The following is a 20,289-nucleotide window of genomic DNA, read 5'->3' on the forward strand; positions in this document are numbered from 1 at the left end:
CGCACCGAACAGATTCCCGAGCATGATTTCACCGATCATCGCGACGGTGCTGTTCCCGCCGGTGGGACTGGTCTCCCTCATCAACGCGGTCAGATATCGCCGGTCGGTGCGGGAGGGGAGGCCCGCCGTCGCGCAGGCCCTGAGGGCACGGGATTGGGCCACGTACGCGTTCGGCGCGGCCCTCACCACCCTCATCGTGGTGGCGATCGCGGCGTTTCTCCTGCTCAACGATCACGCCGTGCTGCGTGCGTATTTCGACCTCGACGCCCTCGGGAAGAGCATCCCGGACATCGCCGGCGCCTTCGTGAGCAACCTCACCGTTTCGATCACCGCCGAAATCGGAATCGTCATCTGGGGCCTTGTTCTCGCCGTAGGCCGCTCCCTGCCAGGCCGGGCATACCTGCCAATACGACTTATCGTCGTTGGCTACATCGACCTGTTCCGCGCGCTTCCCGGCCTTCTGACGATCCTTCTGATCGGGTTCGGACTACCCGCCACCGGCATCGGCTTCTTCGCGACCATGTCGCTGTACCAGACGGGCGCCATAGCCCTCATCGTGGTCTACGGCGCCTACGTGGCCGAGATCTTCCGCGGAGCGATCGACGCGATTCCGAGCGGGCAGCTCGCCGCGGCGCGTTCCCTGGGATTCGGATATTTCGGCGCCATGCGCCACATCATCTTGCCCCAAGCGATCCGGTCGACTCTGCCCTCGCTGCTGAACTGGTACATCTCCGTGCTCAAGGACACCTCGCTGCTCTCGGTGCTCGGCCTGGTCGAAGGCCTGACGACAGCGAGAATTCAGGTCACTTTCATGTCGAATCTGAGCCCCCTGGTGGGGGTCTCCCTGTGCTTCCTTGTCGTCACGCTGCCGCTGTCACGCCTCACGGACTACATCATCATGCGCTCAGCTCGCAAACGCCAGGGAAAGGCGTGAGTGAATGTCATTCGTCAGACTTGAACATGTGGGAAAGACCTACGGGTCCATAAAGGTGCTGAACGACCTGAATCTCCGGGTCGGCAAGCATGAGGTCGTGTGTCTGATCGGCCCCTCCGGCTGCGGAAAGTCAACGATGCTGAGATGCGTCAACGGCCTGGAGTCCATTCAGACCGGAGCCGTCTTCGTCGGCGACCTAGAGGTGTCGAGTCCCATCGTGGACATGAATGCCGTGCGCCGCCGCGTGGGCATGGTCTTCCAGCACTTCAATCTCTTCCCGCACATGACGGCCATCGAAAACGTCATGGTCGCGCAACGGCGCGTCCTGGGCAGGGACAAGGGGGCGGCCCGGGACATCGCTTTCCGGCTCCTCTCCCGCGTCGGCCTGTCGAAGAAGGTCGGCAAATATCCCGAGGCGCTCTCAGGAGGCGAGCAGCAGCGGGTGGCGATCGCCCGCACGCTTGCCATGTCCCCCCAGGCTCTTCTTCTCGACGAGATCACTTCCGCGCTCGATCCGGAACTCGTCGGCGAAGTCCTGGAAATCGTCCGCGAGCTCGCGAACGAGGGGATGACGATGCTGCTGGCGACCCATGAAATGAGCTTCGCACGCGAGGTCGCCACCCGTGTGTGCTTCGTCGCCGACGGCTCGATATACGAGGAAGGCCCCGCGGAGAAGATTCTGTCGGACCCGGATCGGCCGAAGACGCAGGCATTCCTGCGTCGTCTCGTCGAATCGCACCGGCTCTGATCGCACGGCTCTAATCGCGGCGGCTCTACACATCGGAGCGGCGACCACGGCACAGCGGAAGCCGCGTAATCGGAGATCACAAGTTCATGACGGACGAGATCGGCTACTACTTCGCCTATTGCACCTGGCTCGACCCTCGGCTCCTCAAGGCGAGGGCTCCCAGCGCGAGGGTCGTCACCCTCGGCAGAGCTCACAACCGGCGAGTCGAGTTCCGCCGGTCGGCGGACTCGGAAGGCAGCAAGGGCTGGTGTCACCTCTCGGACAGCGGTGACGCCTGGGGCCGGGTCGCATATGGCGCGATCATCGAAATGGGCCTGCCTCATAACGCGCGGGTCTTCGCGGCGAATGGGGCGCGGTTCCTCAGCGTGTACGGGGATGACGGCGCCGTCTACGACTGCTGGACGTACTGCCTGAACAATCCGGGTGAGCCGATGAGGGTCCCGGACTATGAGTGGGATCACATCGTGGCCGGCATCGAGGCGTGGGCCCTGCCGCGGTCCTACGCGGAGGAGTTGCGGGCGACGTATGACGCGGCTGAGGCCTGCCCCGATCCCGGGCGGGCCAACCCGGTCCTCCTCCCGGACGAATAGTCGACGGTCGTACCCGGACACCGGAAGAAAGCGAATCAACACCCATGACCGTGACACAAGACGTCGTCGTCATCGGCGGCGGCCTCAACGGTGCCGCGACGGCATATCACCTGTCCCGACTGGGCGCGGGGCAGGTCATTCTCCTGACCGGAACCATGGCGGACCGTAGCGCGTCTCAGGACGCCGTCGGCCTGCTGAGAACCCACCACGACAACAGGCCCGAGGCGGCTCTCGCGGCGGCGAGCATGCCGTTCTTCGAGCATTGGGAGGAGCACGTTGGGGCGCCCAACGGGTGGCTCCCCTCGGGCTTCATCCGTTTCGTCGGCGAGGACGAGGTCGAGAGCCTCAAGACCAATGTCGCCATTCAGCATGAGCTCGGAGTGGAGGCGCTCGTTCTTGGCCCCGCGGAGATCGCCGGCCTCCACCCCTACTTCGACCTGCACGGGATCGGCGCGGCGGTCTATGAGCCCAACGCCGGAACGGCCGACAACTGGCAGTGCACGACGACGCTTCGCGCCGCGGTCAAGCGGCTGGGTGTCCACGTGAGCCCCACGGACGCCACCGCGATTCTGGTCGATGACCGCGGAGTGACAGGCGTTGAGACCGCCGGCGGGGAGACCATCGCCACGCGGACCGTCGTGCTGGCGGCGGGCGCCTGGTCGAAGCCCCTCGCCGCGTCGGCGGGCATCGCGTTGCCGCTGGAATCACGGGCGATATCCGTGGGCGAGATCGACCTTCCCGAGGAGCTCGGCCGAGTCAGTTCGTACATGGATCCGATCACCGATTCCTGGCTGACGCCCAGACCCGGTCGTCGCGGCCTCATCACGCTGCATGACGAGTTCACGGCGAAGCCGGCGGATCCCGACAGGTACGGCCTGCGCGTCGACCCGGCCGCCGACGCGGAGGGGATCGCGAAGGTCGCCTCCCGCGTACCGACACTCGGCGGCTCGAAGGTCCGGCGGTCATGGACCAGAGTCGACACCTACGCCCCAGACGGCAAGCCAATCTTCGGCGGGGTGGATCAGATGCCGGGGTTATACCTGAATGTCGCAGCGGCCGGCAAAGGGCACAAGGTGGCGCCGGCGGCGGGGCTGTCCCTCAGCGAGCTCATTCTCGGCCACGACACGACGACCGTCGATCTGACGCCGTTCAACCTGAATCGATTCGCGGGTGCCGGGTTCCCGGTGTCCGGCGCGGAATACGCCAAACGAACCATCGGGTGAGCCCTGCCTCCCGAAGCCCCCGCTACTCAGAGGAATGACAATGACCTCGCCTGATGAATCCACCACCTACTACTTCGGTTACGGCACCCTGCTGGGAACCGACGAGATGCGGAAGTACTGTCCGGGCGCCGAGAAGGTCGCCGTCGCCTCCTTCCCCGGCCACCGGCTCGAATTCTGGGCCTACGACGAGAACCGCGTGGGATGCCACCTGGCCGAGGCGCCGGGAACGACGGCGTACGGCGTCGTCTACCGGGTCCCCGATTCGGAGATGGCGGACCTCGACCGAGCGTCAGGTGTCGGCAACGGCTGGTTCCGGCGCCTGCCCATCGACGTCACCACGGTGGACGGCGTGCCCATGGTGGTCACGACGTACTTCCTGACGGATCCTCTGCGACCGGCGACCCCCGACGACGCATACGTGGGCCTGGTGCGCGAAGGCTCCCGATCGGCCGGTCTCCCCGAGGACTTCGTCGTCCGGCTGAACGACTACCTCGACGCGCTGCCCCCTCGCACGACCTCCTGAAGGAATATCAACGTGACAAAGTCCACCAAACCCGCGTACTGCATCATCGGCGCGGGAGCAGCCGGCCTGGCCGCGCTCAAGGCGTTGGTGAGCGCGGGCCACGATGTCACATGTTTCGAACGCAGCGACCGCATCGGCGGGCATTGGCACACGGACTACGAGGCGTTGCATCTGATCACGCCCCGGGATTCCTCCGGCTTCGCGGACCGCGAGATGCCCAGCGCCTACCCGACGTTCCCCAGCCGGAACCAGATGCGGGACTACATCGTCGACTACGGAATGAGCAACGGACTGACCGAGCACATTCTGTTCTCCACAGAGGTGGTCCAGGTCAGACCTGTCAACGGGGACTCCAGCCAGGGCTGGCTCGTCTCGACGTCTGATGGCGCGACACGGCACTTCGACGCGGTGATCGTGGCCAACGGACACCTGTGGGATCCCGCCCTCCCGGATGTCGCCAGTGGATTCACCGGCGTTTCCCTGCACTCATCTCAATACAGGAACACCCGGGATCTCGAAGGACCGCGAGTCCTCGTGGTGGGCGCGGGCAACTCGGGATGCGACCTGGCCGTCGACGCCGCGCAGGGCGGCTTCACCACCAGCATCTCGATCAGAGGCGGCCGGGTCTACCAACCCAAGACGCTGTACGGCAGGCCGCGCAGCGAGCTGAAGCTCGTCGCGAAACTCCCGCCGCGGCTTCAGGAGCGCGTCCTGCGTGAGCTGGTGAGAATCGCCGTCGGGGACCCGGAAAGCCATCGCGGGCTCCCGAAGCCCGACAGCCGGAACCTCTTCGAGAACCTCCCCGTCGTCAACAGCCTGCTGACTTACTGGATCGACCACGGTCGTATCCGGGTGGTGGGCGAGGTCGTCGCCATCGACGGCAGGGCGGTGTCGTTCGCCGACGGCACCACCGAGGAGTTCGACTCCATCCTGTGGGCTTCGGGATTCAAAGTCGCCCTGCCATTCCTGGAACCCTCCGCCGTCGAGACCCGTGAAGGCGTTCCGTTGAGGGTCGCGGGCGGCGTGCTGCCGCTCAATGCCTCGCGTCTGTTCTTTGTGGGTCTCATCGCCCCGCGAGGTCCTCAACTGCCCGTCTATTCGGCGCAGTCGGAATTGCTCCTTGACCTGCTGGCCGTCCAGGAGAAGGTGACGAAACCCCTGGCGGAATACTTCGGCGGAGCACGGGCCGCGACGGACCAGATCGATCAACTCCGGCATGTGTGGGCGCGAGACATGGCCAAGGCGACGCGGTTGGCGCGCCGGCTGAAGGAGCGCCCACCGGCGGCCGGTGCTTTTCACCGGCCCGCCCGCTCAGCGTTTCCGGACTCGTCCGTACGGCGGGTCGACCGCGCCACGGAAGGCCCGTGACCACCAGCGGATCTGGTGCTGGAGTGTCGAAACCCAGCGGCTGAGAGCCTTCCAACCGGCTACCGCCTCAGTGATGCTGAGTCGGCATCACAATGACCTAAGGAGAACTGTGACGGACGTCCTCGCGCTCATGGATGAATGGGGTCCGGAGAAGGTTGTCTGTGTCTCGGATCGCAAATCCGGGATGAAGGGCGTGCTTGTCCTGGACAACACCGCTCGGGGCATGGGCAAAGGCGGCACCCGGATGAGTCCCACATTGTCCGTCAACGAGGTGGCTCGCCTGGCGCGCACGATGACGTGGAAATGGGCGGCCGCGGATCTTTACTACGGCGGCGCCAAGGCCGGCCTCATGGGGGACCCCAACGCGGCGAACAAGGAGCAACTCCTGCGGGCCTTCGCGCGGGCCCTTTCCAACGAGGTGCCGAAGGAGTACGTCTTCGGCCTGGACATGGGGCTTTCGGAGAAGGACGCGGCGATCTTCATCGACGAGCTCGGCGATCGTGGAGCGGCGGTCGGCCTTCCCACGGCGCTCGGAGGAGTGCCCTACGACGAGCTCGGGGTCACCGGCTTCGGCGTCGCGGAGGCGGCCGATGCCGCGGCCCAGACCCTCAGCGTCCCCATGGAGGGCGCCCGGGTCGTCATCCAGGGCTTCGGGGCGGTGGGCGCCGCGGCCGCCGAGCGGTTCCGCGCCTTGGGAGCCACGGTTGTCGGCGTGTCCACGTCCGTCGGCTCGGTGCACGATCCTGACGGCCTGGACCTGAACCGGCTCCTGCAACTGCGCGGCGAGGCCGGCGACGGGTGTGTGCGCGAGTACGGCGGGGTCCGGCCGACCGGCGACGCGCTGGCCTTCGACTGCGACATCCTGGTCCCCGCGGCCATCCAGGACGTGGTGGATGTGGATGTCGCCCGGTCGACGACGGCCTCCCTGGTGGTCGAGGGAGCCAACATGCCGACGACCGGTCCGGCCCTGGAGGTGCTGGCGGCGCGGGGCGTCTCCGTGGTTCCCGACTTCATCGCCAACGCGGGAGGGGTCATCGCCGCCGCGTTCTCCATGGACAACCGATACTCGCCGTTCGCCACCGACCCAGCTCAGATCTTCGCCCACATATCCACGAAGATCCGCGGCAACGCCGCGACGGTGCTGCTGGAGAGCAGCACGCGCGGCACCACGCCGCACGTCGCGGCCCGGCAGATCGCCCAGGAGCGAGTGCTGGCGGCGATGCGCCTGCGTGGCCGGACCGCGATCGGCGAACACGCCAAGCAGCCCGTGGCATGAGCCGAGCCCGGCGCCCCGTACAGGCCCCGGCTCCGAGCTCAAAGCCCTGACGGGCTCGGCTGCCCAGCCAGGTTCACGTGACCACAGATTGAGAGAACTGTTGTGACCCCCACCTCGTCCGCCGCCGCCTCGCCGCCCGCCGCCTTGCCAACTCACGCCTTGCCAACTCACGCCTTGCCAACTCACGCCTTGCCAACCGCCGAGCACCTCCGCGAGGAGGCCCAGCGCGCCCTTGAGCGCTGTGGCGTGGACCCCGTGCTGTTGCGTGGCGCCCACTCCTCACGGTCCCCCATCAACGGTGCGGAGTTGCTGCCGGTCACATGGGTGGACGGCGATGCCGTGGACGAGACGGTGTCGCGCGCCCGGGAAGCCTTTCTCACCTGGCGAGAGACCCCCGCACCCGTGCGGGGAGCGCTGGTGGGCAGGCTGGGCGATCTGCTTGTCGAGCACAAGCAGGACATCGCGACCCTGATCAGCCTCGAAGTAGGCAAGATCGCCTCTGAGGCGCTCGGCGAAGTGCAAGAGATGATCGATATCTGCGAGTTCGCCGTCGGCCTGTCCCGTCAGCTCTATGGGAAGACCATGCCGTCCGAGCGTCCCGGTCACCGGCTCATGGAGACCTGGCACCCGTTGGGGATCGTGGGCGTCATCAGTGCCTTCAACTTCCCGGCGGCCGTGTGGTCGTGGAACGCGGCGGTGGCGCTGGTCTGTGGTGACACAGTGGTCTGGAAGCCGTCCGAGACGGCGCCGCTGACCGCCCTGGCCTGCCAGGCGGTTCTTCAGCGGGCGATCGAGGAGACGGGAGCGCCGCGGCATGTCAGCCAGGTCCTGCTCGGCGGAGCCGATGTGGGAGAACGGCTGGTGGACCACCACGACGTGGCCCTGCTCAGCGCCACGGGTTCCACGCGGATGGGGCGTGCTGTGGGGCCACGCGTGGCGGCCCGGTTCGGCCGGTGCCTGCTCGAGCTCGGCGGGAACAACGCGGCGGTCGTCGCACGATCGGCCGACCTCGATCTCGCGACACGTGGCATCGTGTTCTCCGCGGCGGGAACCGCGGGCCAGCGATGCACGAGCATGCGCCGCGTGTTCGTCCACGAAGACATCGCCGACGAACTGGAACGTCGTCTCGTCGCGGCGTACGCGCGCCTCCCGATCGGCGATCCCACGGCAGACGGAACGCTCGTGGGCCCGCTCATCGACGAGAAGGCCTTCCAGAGTCTGGCCAGGGCCCTGGACCGGGCGTCTGAGGAAGGGGGAGAGCTTCTGGTCGGCGGAGGACGCCGTCTGGACGACGTGACTCCGGATGCCTACTACGTCGAGCCGGCCATCGTCCGCATGCCCGCGCAGAGCGCGATCGTGCGGGAGGAGACGTTCGCTCCCCTGCTGTACCTCATGCGCTACCGGGATCTTGACACCGCCATCGAGCTCAACAACGACGTGCCGCAGGGTCTGTCGTCGTCGATCTTCACTTCCGACCAGGCGGAGGCGGAGCGGTTCGTCAGCGCTGTCGGGTCGGACTGCGGCATCGTCAACGTGAACATCGGCACGTCCGGCGCCGAGATCGGCGGCGCCTTCGGTGGCGAGAAGGAGACCGGCGGCGGCCGTGAGTCGGGATCGGATGCCTGGCGGGCCTACATGCGTCGGGCGACCAACACGATCAACTATTCGGGCGAGCTTCCCCTGGCCCAAGGCGTCGACTTCACCGTCTGAGACCCTGAACGGCCGGCATGTACGGCCGGCATGGCGCTTGAGATCAACCGTTGTTGCCGGCATCGGGGTGCGTCACGTACCCGGGCGTGGGTGGGCACACTCCCGGCCGGGTGCCGACGATCGCGGCGGCGGCTCGTTCGAGCGCCCGCAGGGCCCCGGTGACGGCACGGTTGTACTTCGTCGCCCGATGCAGCACGGCGACGTGGCGGCGGGCGGTCACGTCCTTCAGAGGGGCCGCGAAGACCCCGTCGCTGGTCACGTGGCTGAGTGCCGGCACGAGGGCGATCCCGAGGCTGGAGCGTACGAAACTGCGGATGACGTCGTAGTCGTTGCTGCGTACGGCCACGGCGGGCTCGAAGCCCTTACTCGTGCACAGCCGTCTCATGCATTTGGACCCCGCGGTCCCCTCGCGGGTCGAGACCCAGTTCTCGGTGGCCAGATCGGACAGGACGATGGAGTCCACGGTGGTGAGCTGATGGCCCTCGGGGAGCAGCAGGATCAGCTCCTCGTCCAGCAACGGTTTCGCCTGCAGGGTCCGCGGCCAGGACCGTGGAACCAGGTCGTAGTGGTACACCAGGGCAAGGTCGATTCTGCCGTCCTGGAGGCTGTTCACCAGATCCTCGGACTCACCCTCGTCGAGCAGGATCTCGACCTTCGGATGGTCGTTGAGGAACGCGGCCAGCGCCTCGGGAAGCAGTCGCTCGCTCGCGGTCGGGAAGCTGCCTATCCGGATGCGCCCGACGGTGCCCTCGGCCATGCCGGTGATGTCGTCCTCGAGCGCCTTCAGGCTTGCCAGGGTGTCGTGCGCGCGGGCGGCCAGGAACTCCGCCGCCGCCGTGGGCCGCACACTGTGCGCGGCCCGCTCGAAAAGGGGCACCTTGACGACCCGCTCCAGGGCGGCGATCTGCTGCGACACCGCGGAGCCCGTGTAGCCCAGATCCCGTGCGGCGTCAGCGAACGAGCCAGAACGGATCACGGCGACGAGTGTCCGTAAGTGAACGGGATTGAGCATCCGAAATCCTATCTACAGCTCAGCCGGCGACTCGGCGACAGGGAGAGCCAAAGCGAACGCTTTGCCTCAGAATAGGTCGTGAACTGGGGTGATGTGGCCCCACGGCATCCCGATCGTGATCACGGCAGCCCCCGGCGCGCACCATCATTTCGGCCACTGCCGTACCGGTCGGCCGAAGACCAGCGCTCAGTGGGGCAGGTGTTCGGCGAGGAGCTGGGCGAGATGCCGGCCCGTGCGGTCGGTGAGCGTGCTGAGCTGGGTGCGGCAGCTGAACCCGTCGGCGAGCAGGATGGTGCCTGGCCCGGCCGCCCGGACGGCGGGCAGAAGCCGGTGCTCGGCGACGGCGACGGAGACATCGTGGTGTCCACGCTCGACGCCGAAGTTGCCGGCCAGGCCGCAACACCCGCCGAGCCGCTCGACGTCGGCCCCGGCGTCCCGCAGCAGGGCGGCGTCGGCGGCCCAGCCCATCACGGCGTGGTGGTGGCAGTGGGGCTGGGCGACGCCGGTGGTGCCGGTCAGGTCTGGCGGGGTCCAGCCGGGCGTCTGGCCGAGCAGCTCGGCCAGGGTGCGGGTCGCGGCGGCGACCTCTCTGGCGGCGACCAGGGCCGCGGCGTGCGCGGCGTCCTCCCCGTCCAGCAGTTCGACGGCGTCAGCGCGTAGCACTCCGGTGCAGGAGGGCTCAAGCCCGACGATCACGGCGCCGGCCCGCACATGCGGCAGCAGCGCGTCGATCGTGGCGCGTGCCTGTCTTCGGGCGCCGTCCAGCTGGCCGGTGGAGATCCAGGTCAGGCCGCAGCAGACCGGGCGGTCGGTGACGGTGACGCGGTAACCGGCGTCTTCGAGGACGGCGACGGCCGCCTGCCCGACCTCGGGCGAGAAGGCGTCCGTGAAAGTGTCGACGAACAGGACGACGTCCCCGTGCTCCGCGGTGCCGGGCCTTACAGGCCGCTGGGCGAACCAGCGCCGGAAGGGGTTCTCCGCGAATGCCGGCAGCGACCGGCGCCGGTCGATCCCGGCGCTCCAGGTGACGAGCGGGTGCAGCGTCTTCGACCGCATGGCGACGTTGGCCAGCCTCGTCAGGACGACCGAGCGGCCGGCCAGGCGCGCCCAGCGTGGCAGCCACCCGAGGGCGTAGTGGGACCGCGGACGCGGCCGGCGCCGATACCGCTGGTGCAGCGCCTCGGCCTTGTAGGCGGCCATGTCCACACCGGTCGGGCAGTCCGACGAGCAGCCCTTGCACGACAGGCACAGGTCCAGGGCGTCGTGCAACGCCTGCGATCTCCACCCATCCGGGCCGAGGTCGCCCGACACCGCGTCCTGCAGCACCCGGGCGCGGCCACGTGTGGAGTCCTTCTCGTCGCGCGTGGCCACGAAGCTCGGGCACATCACGCCACCATCGGCGCTGTTGTCCGCGCGGCACTTGCCCACCCCCGTGCAGCGGTGCACCGCCGCCGACAGATCACCGCCGTCGTGGCGGTACGCCAGGCCGAGGGTGGCCAGCTCGGCTCGTCTCAACGGCTTCGCCGCCGCGACCCGGACATCGGCCTCGAAGGGGGCAGGACGCACGATCACGCCGGGGTTCAGCAGGTCATCGGGGTCGAACACGGCCTTGACCCTTTCGAACAGCCCGATCGCCTGTGGCGAGTACATCAGCGGCAGCAGCTCACTCCGGGCGCGGCCGTCGCCGTGCTCACCGGACATCGACCCGCCGTGCTCGGCCGCCAGAGCGCCCGCGGCGAGCAGGAAGTCGCGGAAGACGCCGGTGCCTCGGTCGAACGGGAAGTCGATGCGGATGTGGACGCACCCGTCACCGAAGTGCCCGTACGGCAGGCCGGTCAGCCGGTACCGATTCATCAGCGTCTCGAACTCACGCAGGTAGGCGCCCAGCCGCTGCGGCGGCACCGCGGCGTCCTCCCATCCGGCGTGGGCGGGGGCGCCGGCGGGCGTGCGCGCGGACAGTCCCGCGCCGTCCTCCCGGATCTTCCACAGCGCCGCGGCGTGGACGGGGTCGGTGACGACCCGCGAGTCCAGCGCCCCGGCGTCCGCGACCAATCCGCGCGCCGCGGCCCGTACGGCGCCGCTGTCCTCCCCGGCGAGCTCGACGAACAGCCAGCCGGAACCGCGCGGCAGCTCGGGGACGGCGGCCGGCCCCCGCCGAGCGCGCACCACGTCCACGATCCGCGCGTCCAGCCCCTCGCAGGCGACGGGGTCGTGCGGCAGGACGGCGGGGACGGCGTCCGCGGCCTCCGCCATCGACGGGTATCCGAGCGCGACCAGAATCCGCACGGGAGCGTCCCGCACCAGCCGCACCCGGGCCGCGAGCGTCAAGGCCAGCGTTCCCTCGCTGCCGACCAGTGCCCGCGCGACGTCGAACCCGTTCTCTGGAAGCAGATGCTCCAGTGCGTAGCCCGACACCTGCCGCCCGAATCTGCCCAGCTCGGTGCGGATCGTCGCCAGGCCGTCGCGCACCACCCCTCGCAGATCCGTCAGCAGCGGCGAGGTCGCCGTGGGGTTGTCCATCGCGCCCAGCCGCAGCCGCTCCCCCGTACCGGCCAGCACATCGAGCCCCAGGACGTTGTCGCTGGTCCGGCCGTACCCCAGCGCCCGCGACCCGCACGCGTTGTTACCGATCATCCCGCCCAGCGTCGCGCGGTTGTGGGTCGAGGGGTCGGGGCCGAACCGCAGGCCGTGCCTCGCCGCCGCCTTCTGCAGGTCCGCCTGCACCACACCGGGCTCCACCAGCGCCGTTCCGCCCTCCGCGTCCACCTCCAGCACGCGGTTCAGGTGGCGGCTGACGTCCACCACCACACCGGGCCCGACCGCGTTGCCCGCGATCGACGTGCCGGCTCCCCGCATCGTCAGCGGGACGGCATGCTCGCGGCACACCCGGAGCACAGCGGCCAGCTCGTCCACATGACGCGGCACCACCACCACCCGGGGAGGGATCCGGTACAGCGACGCGTCAGAGGAGTACAACGACCGGCGCAGAGGCGACCCGTCCACATCTCCGGCACCCGCCGAACGCAGGGCCGCGACCAGATCCGCGTCGGCCATGGAGTCTTTCCTCGTCATCTCACGCCACCGGGATCGGTACGGTCCCGTCGAGGCCGAGCCCTGCCGCGACCTGCCGCAACGACCCCGCGCGCTGCGCCTCGTACAGCTCACCGGGCTCCTGGACCTGGCGGCCGATCGCGGCGGACATCCATTCGGCGTCCCGGTGGACGCCGCCGTCGGCGTCCGCCACGGCCCCGGCGCTCGTGAGGTTGGACGAGAAGATGCCGGCCGCGGAACGAGGCAGGAAGTCCTCGTAGACGATGGGGCGTGGCACGACCCAGCCGTCCGCGACCAGCCGCGAGAGGTCGGCGGGGGGAGCCGTGCCGTCCAGGGGCCTCGCGCCGTCGATCTCGTAGGTGAAGAAAGCCAGGTCCCCGGCCGCGAGCTCTCGCTCGGTGCGCGGCATGCGGTCCGACCAGACCTGCCGCGCCACGTCCTGACGAGTGGACGTCGCTCCGGGTAGCCTTCGGTCCGCCTCCGCCACCAGGGCGTCGTACAGGTTCCGTCCCGCGGTGGTCAGCGCGATGCCGCGTGCTTCGACCTCACCGAAGCGAACGCGTAACTCGCCAGACCGTACGGTGCCGTCCGCGTCACGGAAGCGGCGGGGCTCCGCCAGGGCGCGGAAGGACGTCTGGCGCAGGAGCACGTCGGGCCCATCCCATCGCGGCGGGCCCTGGATCTCGTCGATCATCTCCACGCCTCGGTGGCTCATCTGCCGGTAGAGCTCGTCGATGTCGAGGACACGCGGGGTGAGGTGGTTGATGTGCGTGGTGGTGACTCCGCCGATGTCGGCGGCGACACTCGAAACGGCCTCGAGCTCCTGATACCAGCCGCGGTCGACCGGCTCATCCGACAGGGCGAACGCGCCGACCGCCAGATCAAGGAAGCGGGCGGCGCGGCCGGTGTCGAGGCCGCCGTCCGCTTCCGCGGAATCCGCCAACGTCAGGAGCTCGCCGGGGAACAGCCGCCGGCGGGAGAGGAACGCGGTGAGACGCGTCGTGAGGTCGGCGTCGAAGAATCGCCTGTCCTCGGGCACGAGCAGCGAAACGAAGACCCGGAAGGGGTTCTTCGCCAGCTCCGGCGCGGTGATCGGCCGGAACGCCGTCGAGATGACGGGGATGGGACGCGGCGCGGCATCCCGGAGATCGTAGAAGCCCGTCGGGCTCATACCCAGCGCACCGAAGATCCGGGCCACCTGAGCGAGCTCGGCCGGCGTCCCCACCCGGATCGCCCCGTGACGCTCCGCGGTCACCCGGCTGATCGACCCGAGCCTTTCGGCGGAGGCGCCGCGCTCGGAGAGCACCTTCGCGTTCACCTTCTGGGAAACGTCGACAAGCGTCGTGTACGCGGGCACCTCCGTGCCGTAGAGGTCGGACAGCCTCCGCGCGAACTCGGCTCTGAGCTGCCAGGTCTCAAGGTGCGTCATGCCAGGTGCTCCAGCCCGTCGAGGTGCCTCCGGGGCACCTTCAACTCCTTCGTCGCGGTGTCGGACAGCCGCGCACCCCAAGGATCACTGACTCCCCGAGCCGCGGCCAAGGCCACGAGCGTGCGACCTGGCTGCTCCCAGACACAGCGACACTGGCGCTTCACAAGATGCCGGATCCGTGCCAGGAAGCCCTTTCACGCCGGTAACGCCGAGTCAGCCGGCCAGGTAAGTGGGTACCCGTACGACGACGAAGGTCGTGGTCTGGCGCAACCGGAAGCCGAGTGTCTCGTAGAGCCGGATCGCCGTGGTGTTGTCGGCGAGGGTATGGAGGAACGGCGTCTCCCCCCGCTCCCGGATGCCCGCCGCCACCGCCAGCACCAGCCGGGTCGCCAGCCCCTGACCTCGGAACGCGTCGTCGGTGCAGACGGCGCTGATCTCCGTCCAGCCCCGCGGGCGCAGCCGCTCACCGGCCATCGCGACCAGCGCGCCACCTCGGCGGATGCCGAGGTAGGCGCCGAGCTCGATGGTCCGTGGCAGGAAGGGGCCGGGCTGGGTCCGCGCGACGAGGTCCAGCATCTCCGGGACGTCCTCGGGCCCCAGAAGGACAGCCTCGTCATCGTGTACCCCGGTGACATCGGCGCCGGTCATCTGGACGCCCGGCACGCTCAGCTCCACCTGCCATCCGGCCGGGAGGGCGCCGGCCAGGCCGGCCACGGGCACCACCGCGCCGGGTCCGGCCAGGGCGGCGACGTCGTCCCAGTCGGCGGGGGACGATTCACTGGGCAGCGCGAGGAACGGGGCGACGTCGGGCGGATAGCGCAGCACGGCGCCACGCCGTTCGGCCAGATGCGCGTGCGCCCCCGACAACGACTCCCAGGCGGGATTGTCCAACGGATGACGCGCGCTCACGGCCCCACCTCGATCATGATCCGGCCGCCCGGCTTGGAGCGTCACGATACAACCGGAGCAAGCTCGGCGGACGCACGGGCCTTCTGGCGGTCATGCTCGGCGACCGCCTGCCTGACAAGCGGGATCACGTGACGGCCAAAGCGTGTACTGCTTGTCGAAGAAGGGCCGGACCGCGGCGAGGTTTCCGAGCCGTCGTTAGTCCCGCCGATGCCGAGGAACTCCACAGGCATGGTTGCGCCCTTTCTGGCGTTCGTGGACTTTCACCACACCATAGAGGCACATTTCCCGTCAATACCTACTTGACAAGTAGGATTATTGCCGTCCCCACCATTCGTCGACCACCGCGGCGATGGCGTCGTAGTCCCGAGGGGTCGCCGTACGAACGACATGGTGACGCATGTTTCTCCAACCTGGTCATTGGACGGCCTGGCCGGGCCCGCTCTTCTGGAGATCGACCTGGACATCGACGTCCGTTCCATGGCGGAGGGCGAACCGGGAACCCTGGTCGTCGCCACCGCCAACGGGCTGATGGCGCTGGGCGTCCACCTCTGACCCACGGATCCTCCGCGCCAGGCGGCGGCCGAGGCGCTGGGCCGGGGCCTCGATCAGGCGATGGGTCAGGTAGCCGAGCGGCACCAGGATGACGAAGAACACCGGCAGGTTCGGGCTCAGCCGCAGCAACAGCGGATGCAGCAGATAGAGGGAGAAGCTGATCACCCCGAGGTGGGCGAGCCAGCGGGGGAAGTGCCGGTGCCGCAGCGCGAACGCGGTCGCGAAGAAGCCGGCGGCCAGCAGGATCGCCGGCGCCCAGCCGGGGTCGTCCTTGGCGAAGATCCCACAGGCGAGGACCGTGAGCACGGTCGCGATGGCGGTACGCCACCGGATCGTCCCCTGCTCGGCACGGTAGACGGCCGTGCCGGCGAACATCATGGCCAAGATGATCAGGCCCTGCCAGGCGCCGACCCGGCTGCCCAGGATCACCAACGCCAGGCCGAGGAGCCCGCCGGCCACGGCGGCGGCCGTACGCGTTCGTCCGCGCGACAGCGCCGACACGACGATGACGGCGACCACCGCGACGCCGAGGAGAGCGGCCACCAGGTCGGCGCGGCCGTTGATGGTCGCGCCCGGCATCAGCAGCCCGAGAGGTGCGGCCGGCAGCGCCAGGACGATCGCCGTCGTGGCCGACCGATGCGCCTGCCGTACGGTGAACAGCCCGGCCGTCAGCAGGTAGAACGCCAACTCGTAGGAGAGCGTCCACATCACGTTGATGACGGCGGGGACGCCCAGCAGTTCCTGCAGCATCGTCAGGTTGCCGAGGACGACAAGGGGCAGGGGACGCACGCCGAGGTCACGGTGGAGCACGAACGCCCCGCCGTACGCGAGGAGGAGCGCCAGGACGATCGCGGTCAGCAGCAGGGGAAGGAGGCGGAAGGCCCGGCCGATCCAGAAGGCGCGCAGGTCGCCGCGCCGTTCCAGGGACGCGGGGATGATATAGCCGCTGACCAGGAAGAACACGAAGACGCCCCAGGTGCCGACGTCGATCCTGCGGTCGACCTCCGCCCAGATGCCCGGAATGAAGGTCCAGGCGGAGTGGTGGAGCGCGACCGCCAGCGCGGCGGGCGCCCGCAGAGCGTCCAGCCAGGCCAGCCGGGCCCGCCCCGCCTGCCGGGCCTGCAGGGCCTGCAGGGCCTGCAGGGCAAAAGTGGTTGGCGCGGCCGGCTGTGAAGTCGTCGGAGCCATTCGCCTGACTTTAGGCGATAGAACCAAATATCCGACTAAATCTGGTCAAGATCCCTATGCGGCCCGCGAGGCGATGAGAGACGTGGCCAGTGCGGCGACGACCGGGATGACGGTGAGGCCGACCAGGAACATGAGACCGACGGGCCACAGTCCCTGACCGTCTCCCCCGGCCTCCCTGATGACCCCCGCGGCGAAGACGACATAGAAGGGCGCGGCGGCGAGGAGGCCCCACAGGAACCCGGCCCTGGGGACCAGCCACCCGGCCAGGCCGGCCAGGATCCCCAGGCACAGGAACGCTGGAAGGAGATAGGGCGAGTCGAAGAAGTCGCGGGGCGCGTCGGATGAGGCCAGCGGCGAGGTGATGAGACAGATCGCCACAGCGACGGACCCTGCGACGATCAGTGCGATCGTCCACACGGTGACGGCGCCGAGCTGCGGTCGCGGCATGTGAGCGTGCTCCCTGGACCCGATGGAATGCTGCTTACGCCTCCGATCCTCCGCCCGTGACGTCCTGCCCGGAAAGTGTGGATGTACCTAAAAAGAGGTAAGTACATCGACCGGGCGTCACGGAGCCGTCCCGATGAGGTCGTCCGATTCGCGGCGGGCCCGGTCGGCTCCCGCGAGGTCTCCGGCGGCGGTGTACGCGTCGGCGAGGCTGTCCAGCGTGCCCGCGAGGAACTCCTGCCAGCCGCGCGTGCGCCAGAGCCGCACCGATTCCTCCAGGTGGGCCACCGCCTCGGCGGTCCTGCCCTCGGCCAGGTCGACCCGGCCGAGCACCCAGAGCGCGTCGGCCCGGTGGTGGGCCAGGCGATGGGAGCGGCTCAGGGCTTCGGCCGCCTCCGCCGCCGCCCTGGCCCGGGGGTCGCTGTGCACGGCGTAGAGCTTGGCCAGCGCCACGAGCCCCATCGCCTCCAGGAGCGGGTCGCGGAGCTCGCGGTAGATGGCGAGCGCCCGGACCAGATATTCCAGGCCCGCCTCGAACTCCCCGGTCTGGGCGTGCGCGAGACCGAGGAACTGGAGCGTCGTGGCCTCGAACCGGGGGTTGCCCAGCTTCTCGGCGAGTTCGAGACCGCGCAGCAGGTGGACGATGCCTTCCCTGATCCGTCGCAGGCCGTACGCGACCGCCATGCACACGTGCGCCCGCGCCTGCCCGGCCAGATGGCCGCTTCGCTCCGCGAGGCGTAACGCGATCTCTCCCGACTTCAGGCCCTGCTCGGTGTCGCCCCGGGCCCCCTCTCCCCAGGCCCGCAGCACGTAGGCGTCGGCGAGCCCGCGGTCCTCGCACAGCTCGCCGAACATGGCGATCAAGCGTTCCGCCCCGTCGTACTGCGCGGCCATGGCCTCGTCGCCGCCCTCCATCCACGTGGTGGCGTGCACGAGGCCGCGCATGGTCATCGCCTCGCCCAGCTTGTTGCCCGCCGTACGGCACGCGTCCAGGACGACCTCGTGGGTGCCGCGCCATTCGTCGAACAGCCCGCGCACATCGAAGTAGCGCTCCACGCAGCAGGCCAGATCCCACGCGGCCTCCTCCAGGCCGAGGGCGCAGGCCTGCCGGATCGACGCGACCAGGGCCGCCCTTTCCGTGTCGAACCATGCCATCGGGTCCTGCTCGACGAGGCATTCCCAGGAGCTCTGGAGGGCGTCGGGTGGAGTCCAGCGCGGGGCGGTGCCGTGGATGATGGCGCAGGAGCTCCCCGGCACCCTTTCGGTCGCCTGCTCCGCCAAGGCGAGCCAGGCCCCGAACGCCCTGCTCAGGGCGGTGGTCACGGTTTCGGGGTCGTCCTCGAGCCCGCTGCGCTCACGGGCGTACAGACGGACGAGGTCGTGGAAGCGATATCGCGGCCGCCCGGCCGGGTCCATCCCGCTGATCAGCACGAGCTGTGCGTCCACCAGCGCCTCGACGAGCTCTTCGCCCGCCGATATGGGCAGGTCGAGCAGCGCCGCGGCGACCCAGCCGCCGAAGTCCGGCGCGTTCAGCGAGCCCAGCAGCCGGAACGCCTCTCGTGTGACGAGGTCGAGCCCCACGTAGCTGAGCGCGAGGCTCGCCCGGACCGCGAGATCGCCGATTGCCAGGCGATCGAGCCGGCGCCGCTCGTCGGTCAGCTGCCCGGCGAGGTGGTTCAGCGACCAGTGGGGCCGCGCGGCCAGGCGGGCGCCCGCCACCCGGACGGCGAGCGGGATGCGGTCGGACAGCCGGACGATCTCCGCGGCCGCCTCCGGCTCCGCGGCCACCCGGTCGGCTCCGGCGATCCTGGCGAGCAGCCGGACCGCCTGCTCCGTCTCCAGCACCGACAGATCGATCAGGGTCGCCCCGGACAGCCCGGTGAGCCGTACCCGGCTGGTGATGAGGACGGCGCAGCCGGACGTGCCCGGGAGCAGCGGGCGGACCTGCTGCTCGGACGCGGCGTTGTCCAGCACGATGAGCATCCGGCGGTTGGCCAAATGGCTGCGGTAGAGGGCGGCCCGCTCCTCGGTGGTCTCCGGTACGGCGGGGCCCGGCAGTCCGAGCGCGGTGAGGAAGGCGGCGAGCACCTGGGCGGGATCGGCGGGCGACGCCTCCGCGCCGTGCAGGTTCACGTGGAGCTGGCCGTCGGGGTAGTCCCCGGCGATCCGGTGGGCGGCGTGGACGGCCAGCGTGGACTTGCCGACCCCGCCCATCCCCGCGATGACGCACACCCGGACAGGTCCCCGACCCCCGCCGGGCTCCCCGCCGAGGAGATCCGTCAACTGGGCGATCTGATCGGCTCGGCCGGTGAAGTCGGAGATGTCGGTCGGGAGCTGGGCCGGAGAGGGGTCGCGGAACGACTCCGCGGACGACACCGCGGACGGCTCGGCGGGAGTTTCGCCCGTGAGGATGGCCTGGTGAAGGTGGCGGAGCTCGGGGCCGGGGTCCAGGCCGAGCTCGGCGGCGAACAGACGGCGGGCGTCCCCGTAGACCGCGAGCGCCTCGGCCTGCCTTCCGGACCTGGCCAGGGCGAGCATCAGTTGCGCGCGAAGCCGCTCCCGCAACGGGTGCTCGGCCACGAGCCCGCTGAGCTCGGCGACCAGCGCGGCGTGCGTCCCGCGCGCCAGGTCGGCCTCGACGCGGTTCTCCAGCGTGGTCAGCCGCCGTTCCTCAAGCCGGAACGCGTGGTCGCGAAGGTCGGCGGTGAGATTGAGGCCCGCGTAGGCGGGTCCGCGCCAGTGCTCCAGCGACTGCCGGAGCAGCGTGGTGGCCCGCTCGTGATCTCCCGCGGCGAGGGCGATCGTGCCCTGCTCCGCCAGGGCCTCGAACCGGTCGGCGTCCAGCTCGCCGGGGTGGACTTCGAGCACGTAACCCATGCCGGTGCGGACGATCCGGTCCCGGCCGAGCGCCCGGCGAAGCTGGTGCACGTACAGCCGGAGATTGTCGGAGGCGGTGCGCGGCGGGGCGTCGCCCCAGAGCGCCTCGATGAGCGCGGACGGCGGGACCGCGCGACCGGCGTGGCAGAGCAGTTCGGCCAGCAGGGCGCGCTGCTTGCCGCCGCCGAGCGGCAGAGTTAGAGCACCGGCGGTGACGTGAAGCGGTCCCAAGATGGCGAACTCCATCGCGCTCCCCGGACGATCGTGCTCAAAGAAGATCAAAGCCGCTTCAATGTGCACGATGGTCTTTACTTCCGTCAACCCATAAGTCGACTCCTGTCACGCGGGCACCGGCGGGAGCCGTCGTGACGGCTCCCGCCGGTGCGGGTTCGGTGTTCAGCGATCGCGTCTCACTGCTGCCTCACTGCTGCCTCAGTGACTCGGCGTGGGGGTCA

General features: G+C 69.4%; 15 protein-coding genes. 8 read left to right on the forward strand and 7 right to left on the reverse strand.

Features of this window, described 5'->3' with window-relative positions:
* The first annotated feature begins 22 nt into the window (after positions 1-22).
* The 8 genes from ABH927_RS03095 to ABH927_RS03130 all read left to right on the forward strand — a co-directional run bounded on the left by ABH927_RS03095 (position 23) and on the right by ABH927_RS03130 (position 8,372).
* Positions 23-934, forward strand: a complete 912-nt coding sequence (locus ABH927_RS03095) for an amino acid ABC transporter permease (protein WP_370017897.1) — start codon at positions 23-25, stop codon at positions 932-934.
* Positions 935-989: 55 nt separating this feature from the next.
* Positions 990-1,682: an amino acid ABC transporter ATP-binding protein gene (locus tag ABH927_RS03100; RefSeq protein WP_370017898.1), complete on the forward strand. Its 693-nt coding sequence runs from the start codon at positions 990-992 to the stop codon at positions 1,680-1,682.
* A gap of 86 nt (positions 1,683-1,768) precedes the next feature.
* Positions 1,769-2,272, forward strand: a complete 504-nt coding sequence (locus ABH927_RS03105; RefSeq protein ID WP_370017899.1) for a hypothetical protein — start codon at positions 1,769-1,771, stop codon at positions 2,270-2,272.
* A gap of 44 nt (positions 2,273-2,316) precedes the next feature.
* Positions 2,317-3,495, forward strand: coding sequence for an NAD(P)/FAD-dependent oxidoreductase (locus tag ABH927_RS03110; RefSeq protein ID WP_370017900.1), 1,179 nt, complete (start codon positions 2,317-2,319; stop codon positions 3,493-3,495).
* 40 nt (positions 3,496-3,535) lie between these two features.
* Complete coding sequence (locus ABH927_RS03115; RefSeq protein ID WP_370017901.1) at positions 3,536-4,018, forward strand: gamma-glutamylcyclotransferase family protein; 483 nt, start codon at positions 3,536-3,538, stop codon at positions 4,016-4,018.
* Positions 4,019-4,030: 12 nt separating this feature from the next.
* Complete coding sequence (locus ABH927_RS03120) at positions 4,031-5,386, forward strand: flavin-containing monooxygenase (RefSeq protein ID WP_370017902.1); 1,356 nt, start codon at positions 4,031-4,033, stop codon at positions 5,384-5,386.
* Positions 5,387-5,516: 130 nt separating this feature from the next.
* Positions 5,517-6,662: a Glu/Leu/Phe/Val dehydrogenase gene (locus ABH927_RS03125; protein ID WP_370018384.1), complete on the forward strand. Its 1,146-nt coding sequence runs from the start codon at positions 5,517-5,519 to the stop codon at positions 6,660-6,662.
* Between the two features lie 174 nt (positions 6,663-6,836).
* Positions 6,837-8,372 (forward strand): aldehyde dehydrogenase family protein, encoded by a 1,536-nt coding sequence (locus ABH927_RS03130; protein WP_370017903.1) that lies wholly within the window; start codon positions 6,837-6,839, stop codon positions 8,370-8,372.
* A gap of 43 nt (positions 8,373-8,415) precedes the next feature.
* Here the strand turns inward: ABH927_RS03130 and ABH927_RS03135 are convergent, their stop codons facing one another.
* The 7 genes from ABH927_RS03135 to ABH927_RS03165 all read right to left on the reverse strand — a co-directional run bounded on the left by ABH927_RS03135 (position 8,416) and on the right by ABH927_RS03165 (position 20,080).
* Complete coding sequence (locus ABH927_RS03135) at positions 8,416-9,384, reverse strand: LysR family transcriptional regulator (RefSeq protein ID WP_370017904.1); 969 nt, start codon at positions 9,382-9,384, stop codon at positions 8,416-8,418.
* Between the two features lie 186 nt (positions 9,385-9,570).
* Entirely contained in the window at positions 9,571-12,438 is a 2,868-nt protein-coding gene (locus ABH927_RS03140; protein WP_370017905.1) for an FAD-binding and (Fe-S)-binding domain-containing protein, read from the reverse strand.
* 19 nt (positions 12,439-12,457) lie between these two features.
* Entirely contained in the window at positions 12,458-13,864 is a 1,407-nt protein-coding gene (locus tag ABH927_RS03145) for a 2-oxoadipate dioxygenase/decarboxylase family protein (RefSeq protein ID WP_370017906.1), read from the reverse strand.
* Positions 13,865-14,077: 213 nt separating this feature from the next.
* Positions 14,078-14,773 (reverse strand): GNAT family N-acetyltransferase, encoded by a 696-nt coding sequence (locus ABH927_RS03150; RefSeq protein ID WP_370017907.1) that lies wholly within the window; start codon positions 14,771-14,773, stop codon positions 14,078-14,080.
* Between the two features lie 414 nt (positions 14,774-15,187).
* The gene (locus tag ABH927_RS03155; RefSeq protein WP_370017908.1) at positions 15,188-16,513 is read right to left on the reverse strand and encodes an acyltransferase family protein; all 1,326 of its coding nucleotides are present in this window, start codon (positions 16,511-16,513) and stop codon (positions 15,188-15,190) included.
* 54 nt (positions 16,514-16,567) lie between these two features.
* Positions 16,568-16,960 (reverse strand): hypothetical protein, encoded by a 393-nt coding sequence (locus ABH927_RS03160; RefSeq protein WP_370017909.1) that lies wholly within the window; start codon positions 16,958-16,960, stop codon positions 16,568-16,570.
* 117 nt (positions 16,961-17,077) lie between these two features.
* Positions 17,078-20,080 carry a BTAD domain-containing putative transcriptional regulator gene (locus ABH927_RS03165; RefSeq protein ID WP_370017910.1) on the reverse strand — a complete coding sequence of 1,001 codons (3,003 nt, stop codon included), beginning with the start codon at positions 20,078-20,080 and terminating at the stop codon, positions 17,078-17,080.
* Positions 20,081-20,289 lie beyond the last annotated feature (209 nt).

Source organism: Planotetraspora sp. GP83 (assembly GCF_041262585.1).
Taxonomy (GTDB): domain Bacteria; phylum Actinomycetota; class Actinomycetes; order Streptosporangiales; family Streptosporangiaceae; genus JAOEGB01.

Excerpts from the sequence above, each read along its gene's own strand:
- ABH927_RS03095 (WP_370017897.1), top strand. The coding sequence starts at position 23 with ATGATTTCACCGATCATCGCGACGGTGCTGTTCCCGCCGGTGGGACTG.
- ABH927_RS03105 (WP_370017899.1), top strand. The coding sequence starts at position 1,769 with ATGACGGACGAGATCGGCTACTACTTCGCCTATTGCACCTGGCTCGAC.
- ABH927_RS03110 (WP_370017900.1), top strand. The coding sequence starts at position 2,317 with ATGACCGTGACACAAGACGTCGTCGTCATCGGCGGCGGCCTCAACGGT.
- ABH927_RS03115 (WP_370017901.1), top strand. The coding sequence starts at position 3,536 with ATGACCTCGCCTGATGAATCCACCACCTACTACTTCGGTTACGGCACC.
- ABH927_RS03125 (WP_370018384.1), top strand. The coding sequence starts at position 5,517 with ATGGATGAATGGGGTCCGGAGAAGGTTGTCTGTGTCTCGGATCGCAAA.
- ABH927_RS03135 (WP_370017904.1), bottom strand. The coding sequence starts at position 9,384 with ATGCTCAATCCCGTTCACTTACGGACACTCGTCGCCGTGATCCGTTCT.
- ABH927_RS03140 (WP_370017905.1), bottom strand. The coding sequence starts at position 12,438 with ATGGCCGACGCGGATCTGGTCGCGGCCCTGCGTTCGGCGGGTGCCGGA.
- ABH927_RS03145 (WP_370017906.1), bottom strand. The coding sequence starts at position 13,864 with ATGACGCACCTTGAGACCTGGCAGCTCAGAGCCGAGTTCGCGCGGAGG.
- ABH927_RS03155 (WP_370017908.1), bottom strand. The coding sequence starts at position 16,513 with ATGGCTCCGACGACTTCACAGCCGGCCGCGCCAACCACTTTTGCCCTG.
- ABH927_RS03160 (WP_370017909.1), bottom strand. The coding sequence starts at position 16,960 with ATGCCGCGACCGCAGCTCGGCGCCGTCACCGTGTGGACGATCGCACTG.
- ABH927_RS03165 (WP_370017910.1), bottom strand. The coding sequence starts at position 20,080 with ATGGAGTTCGCCATCTTGGGACCGCTTCACGTCACCGCCGGTGCTCTA.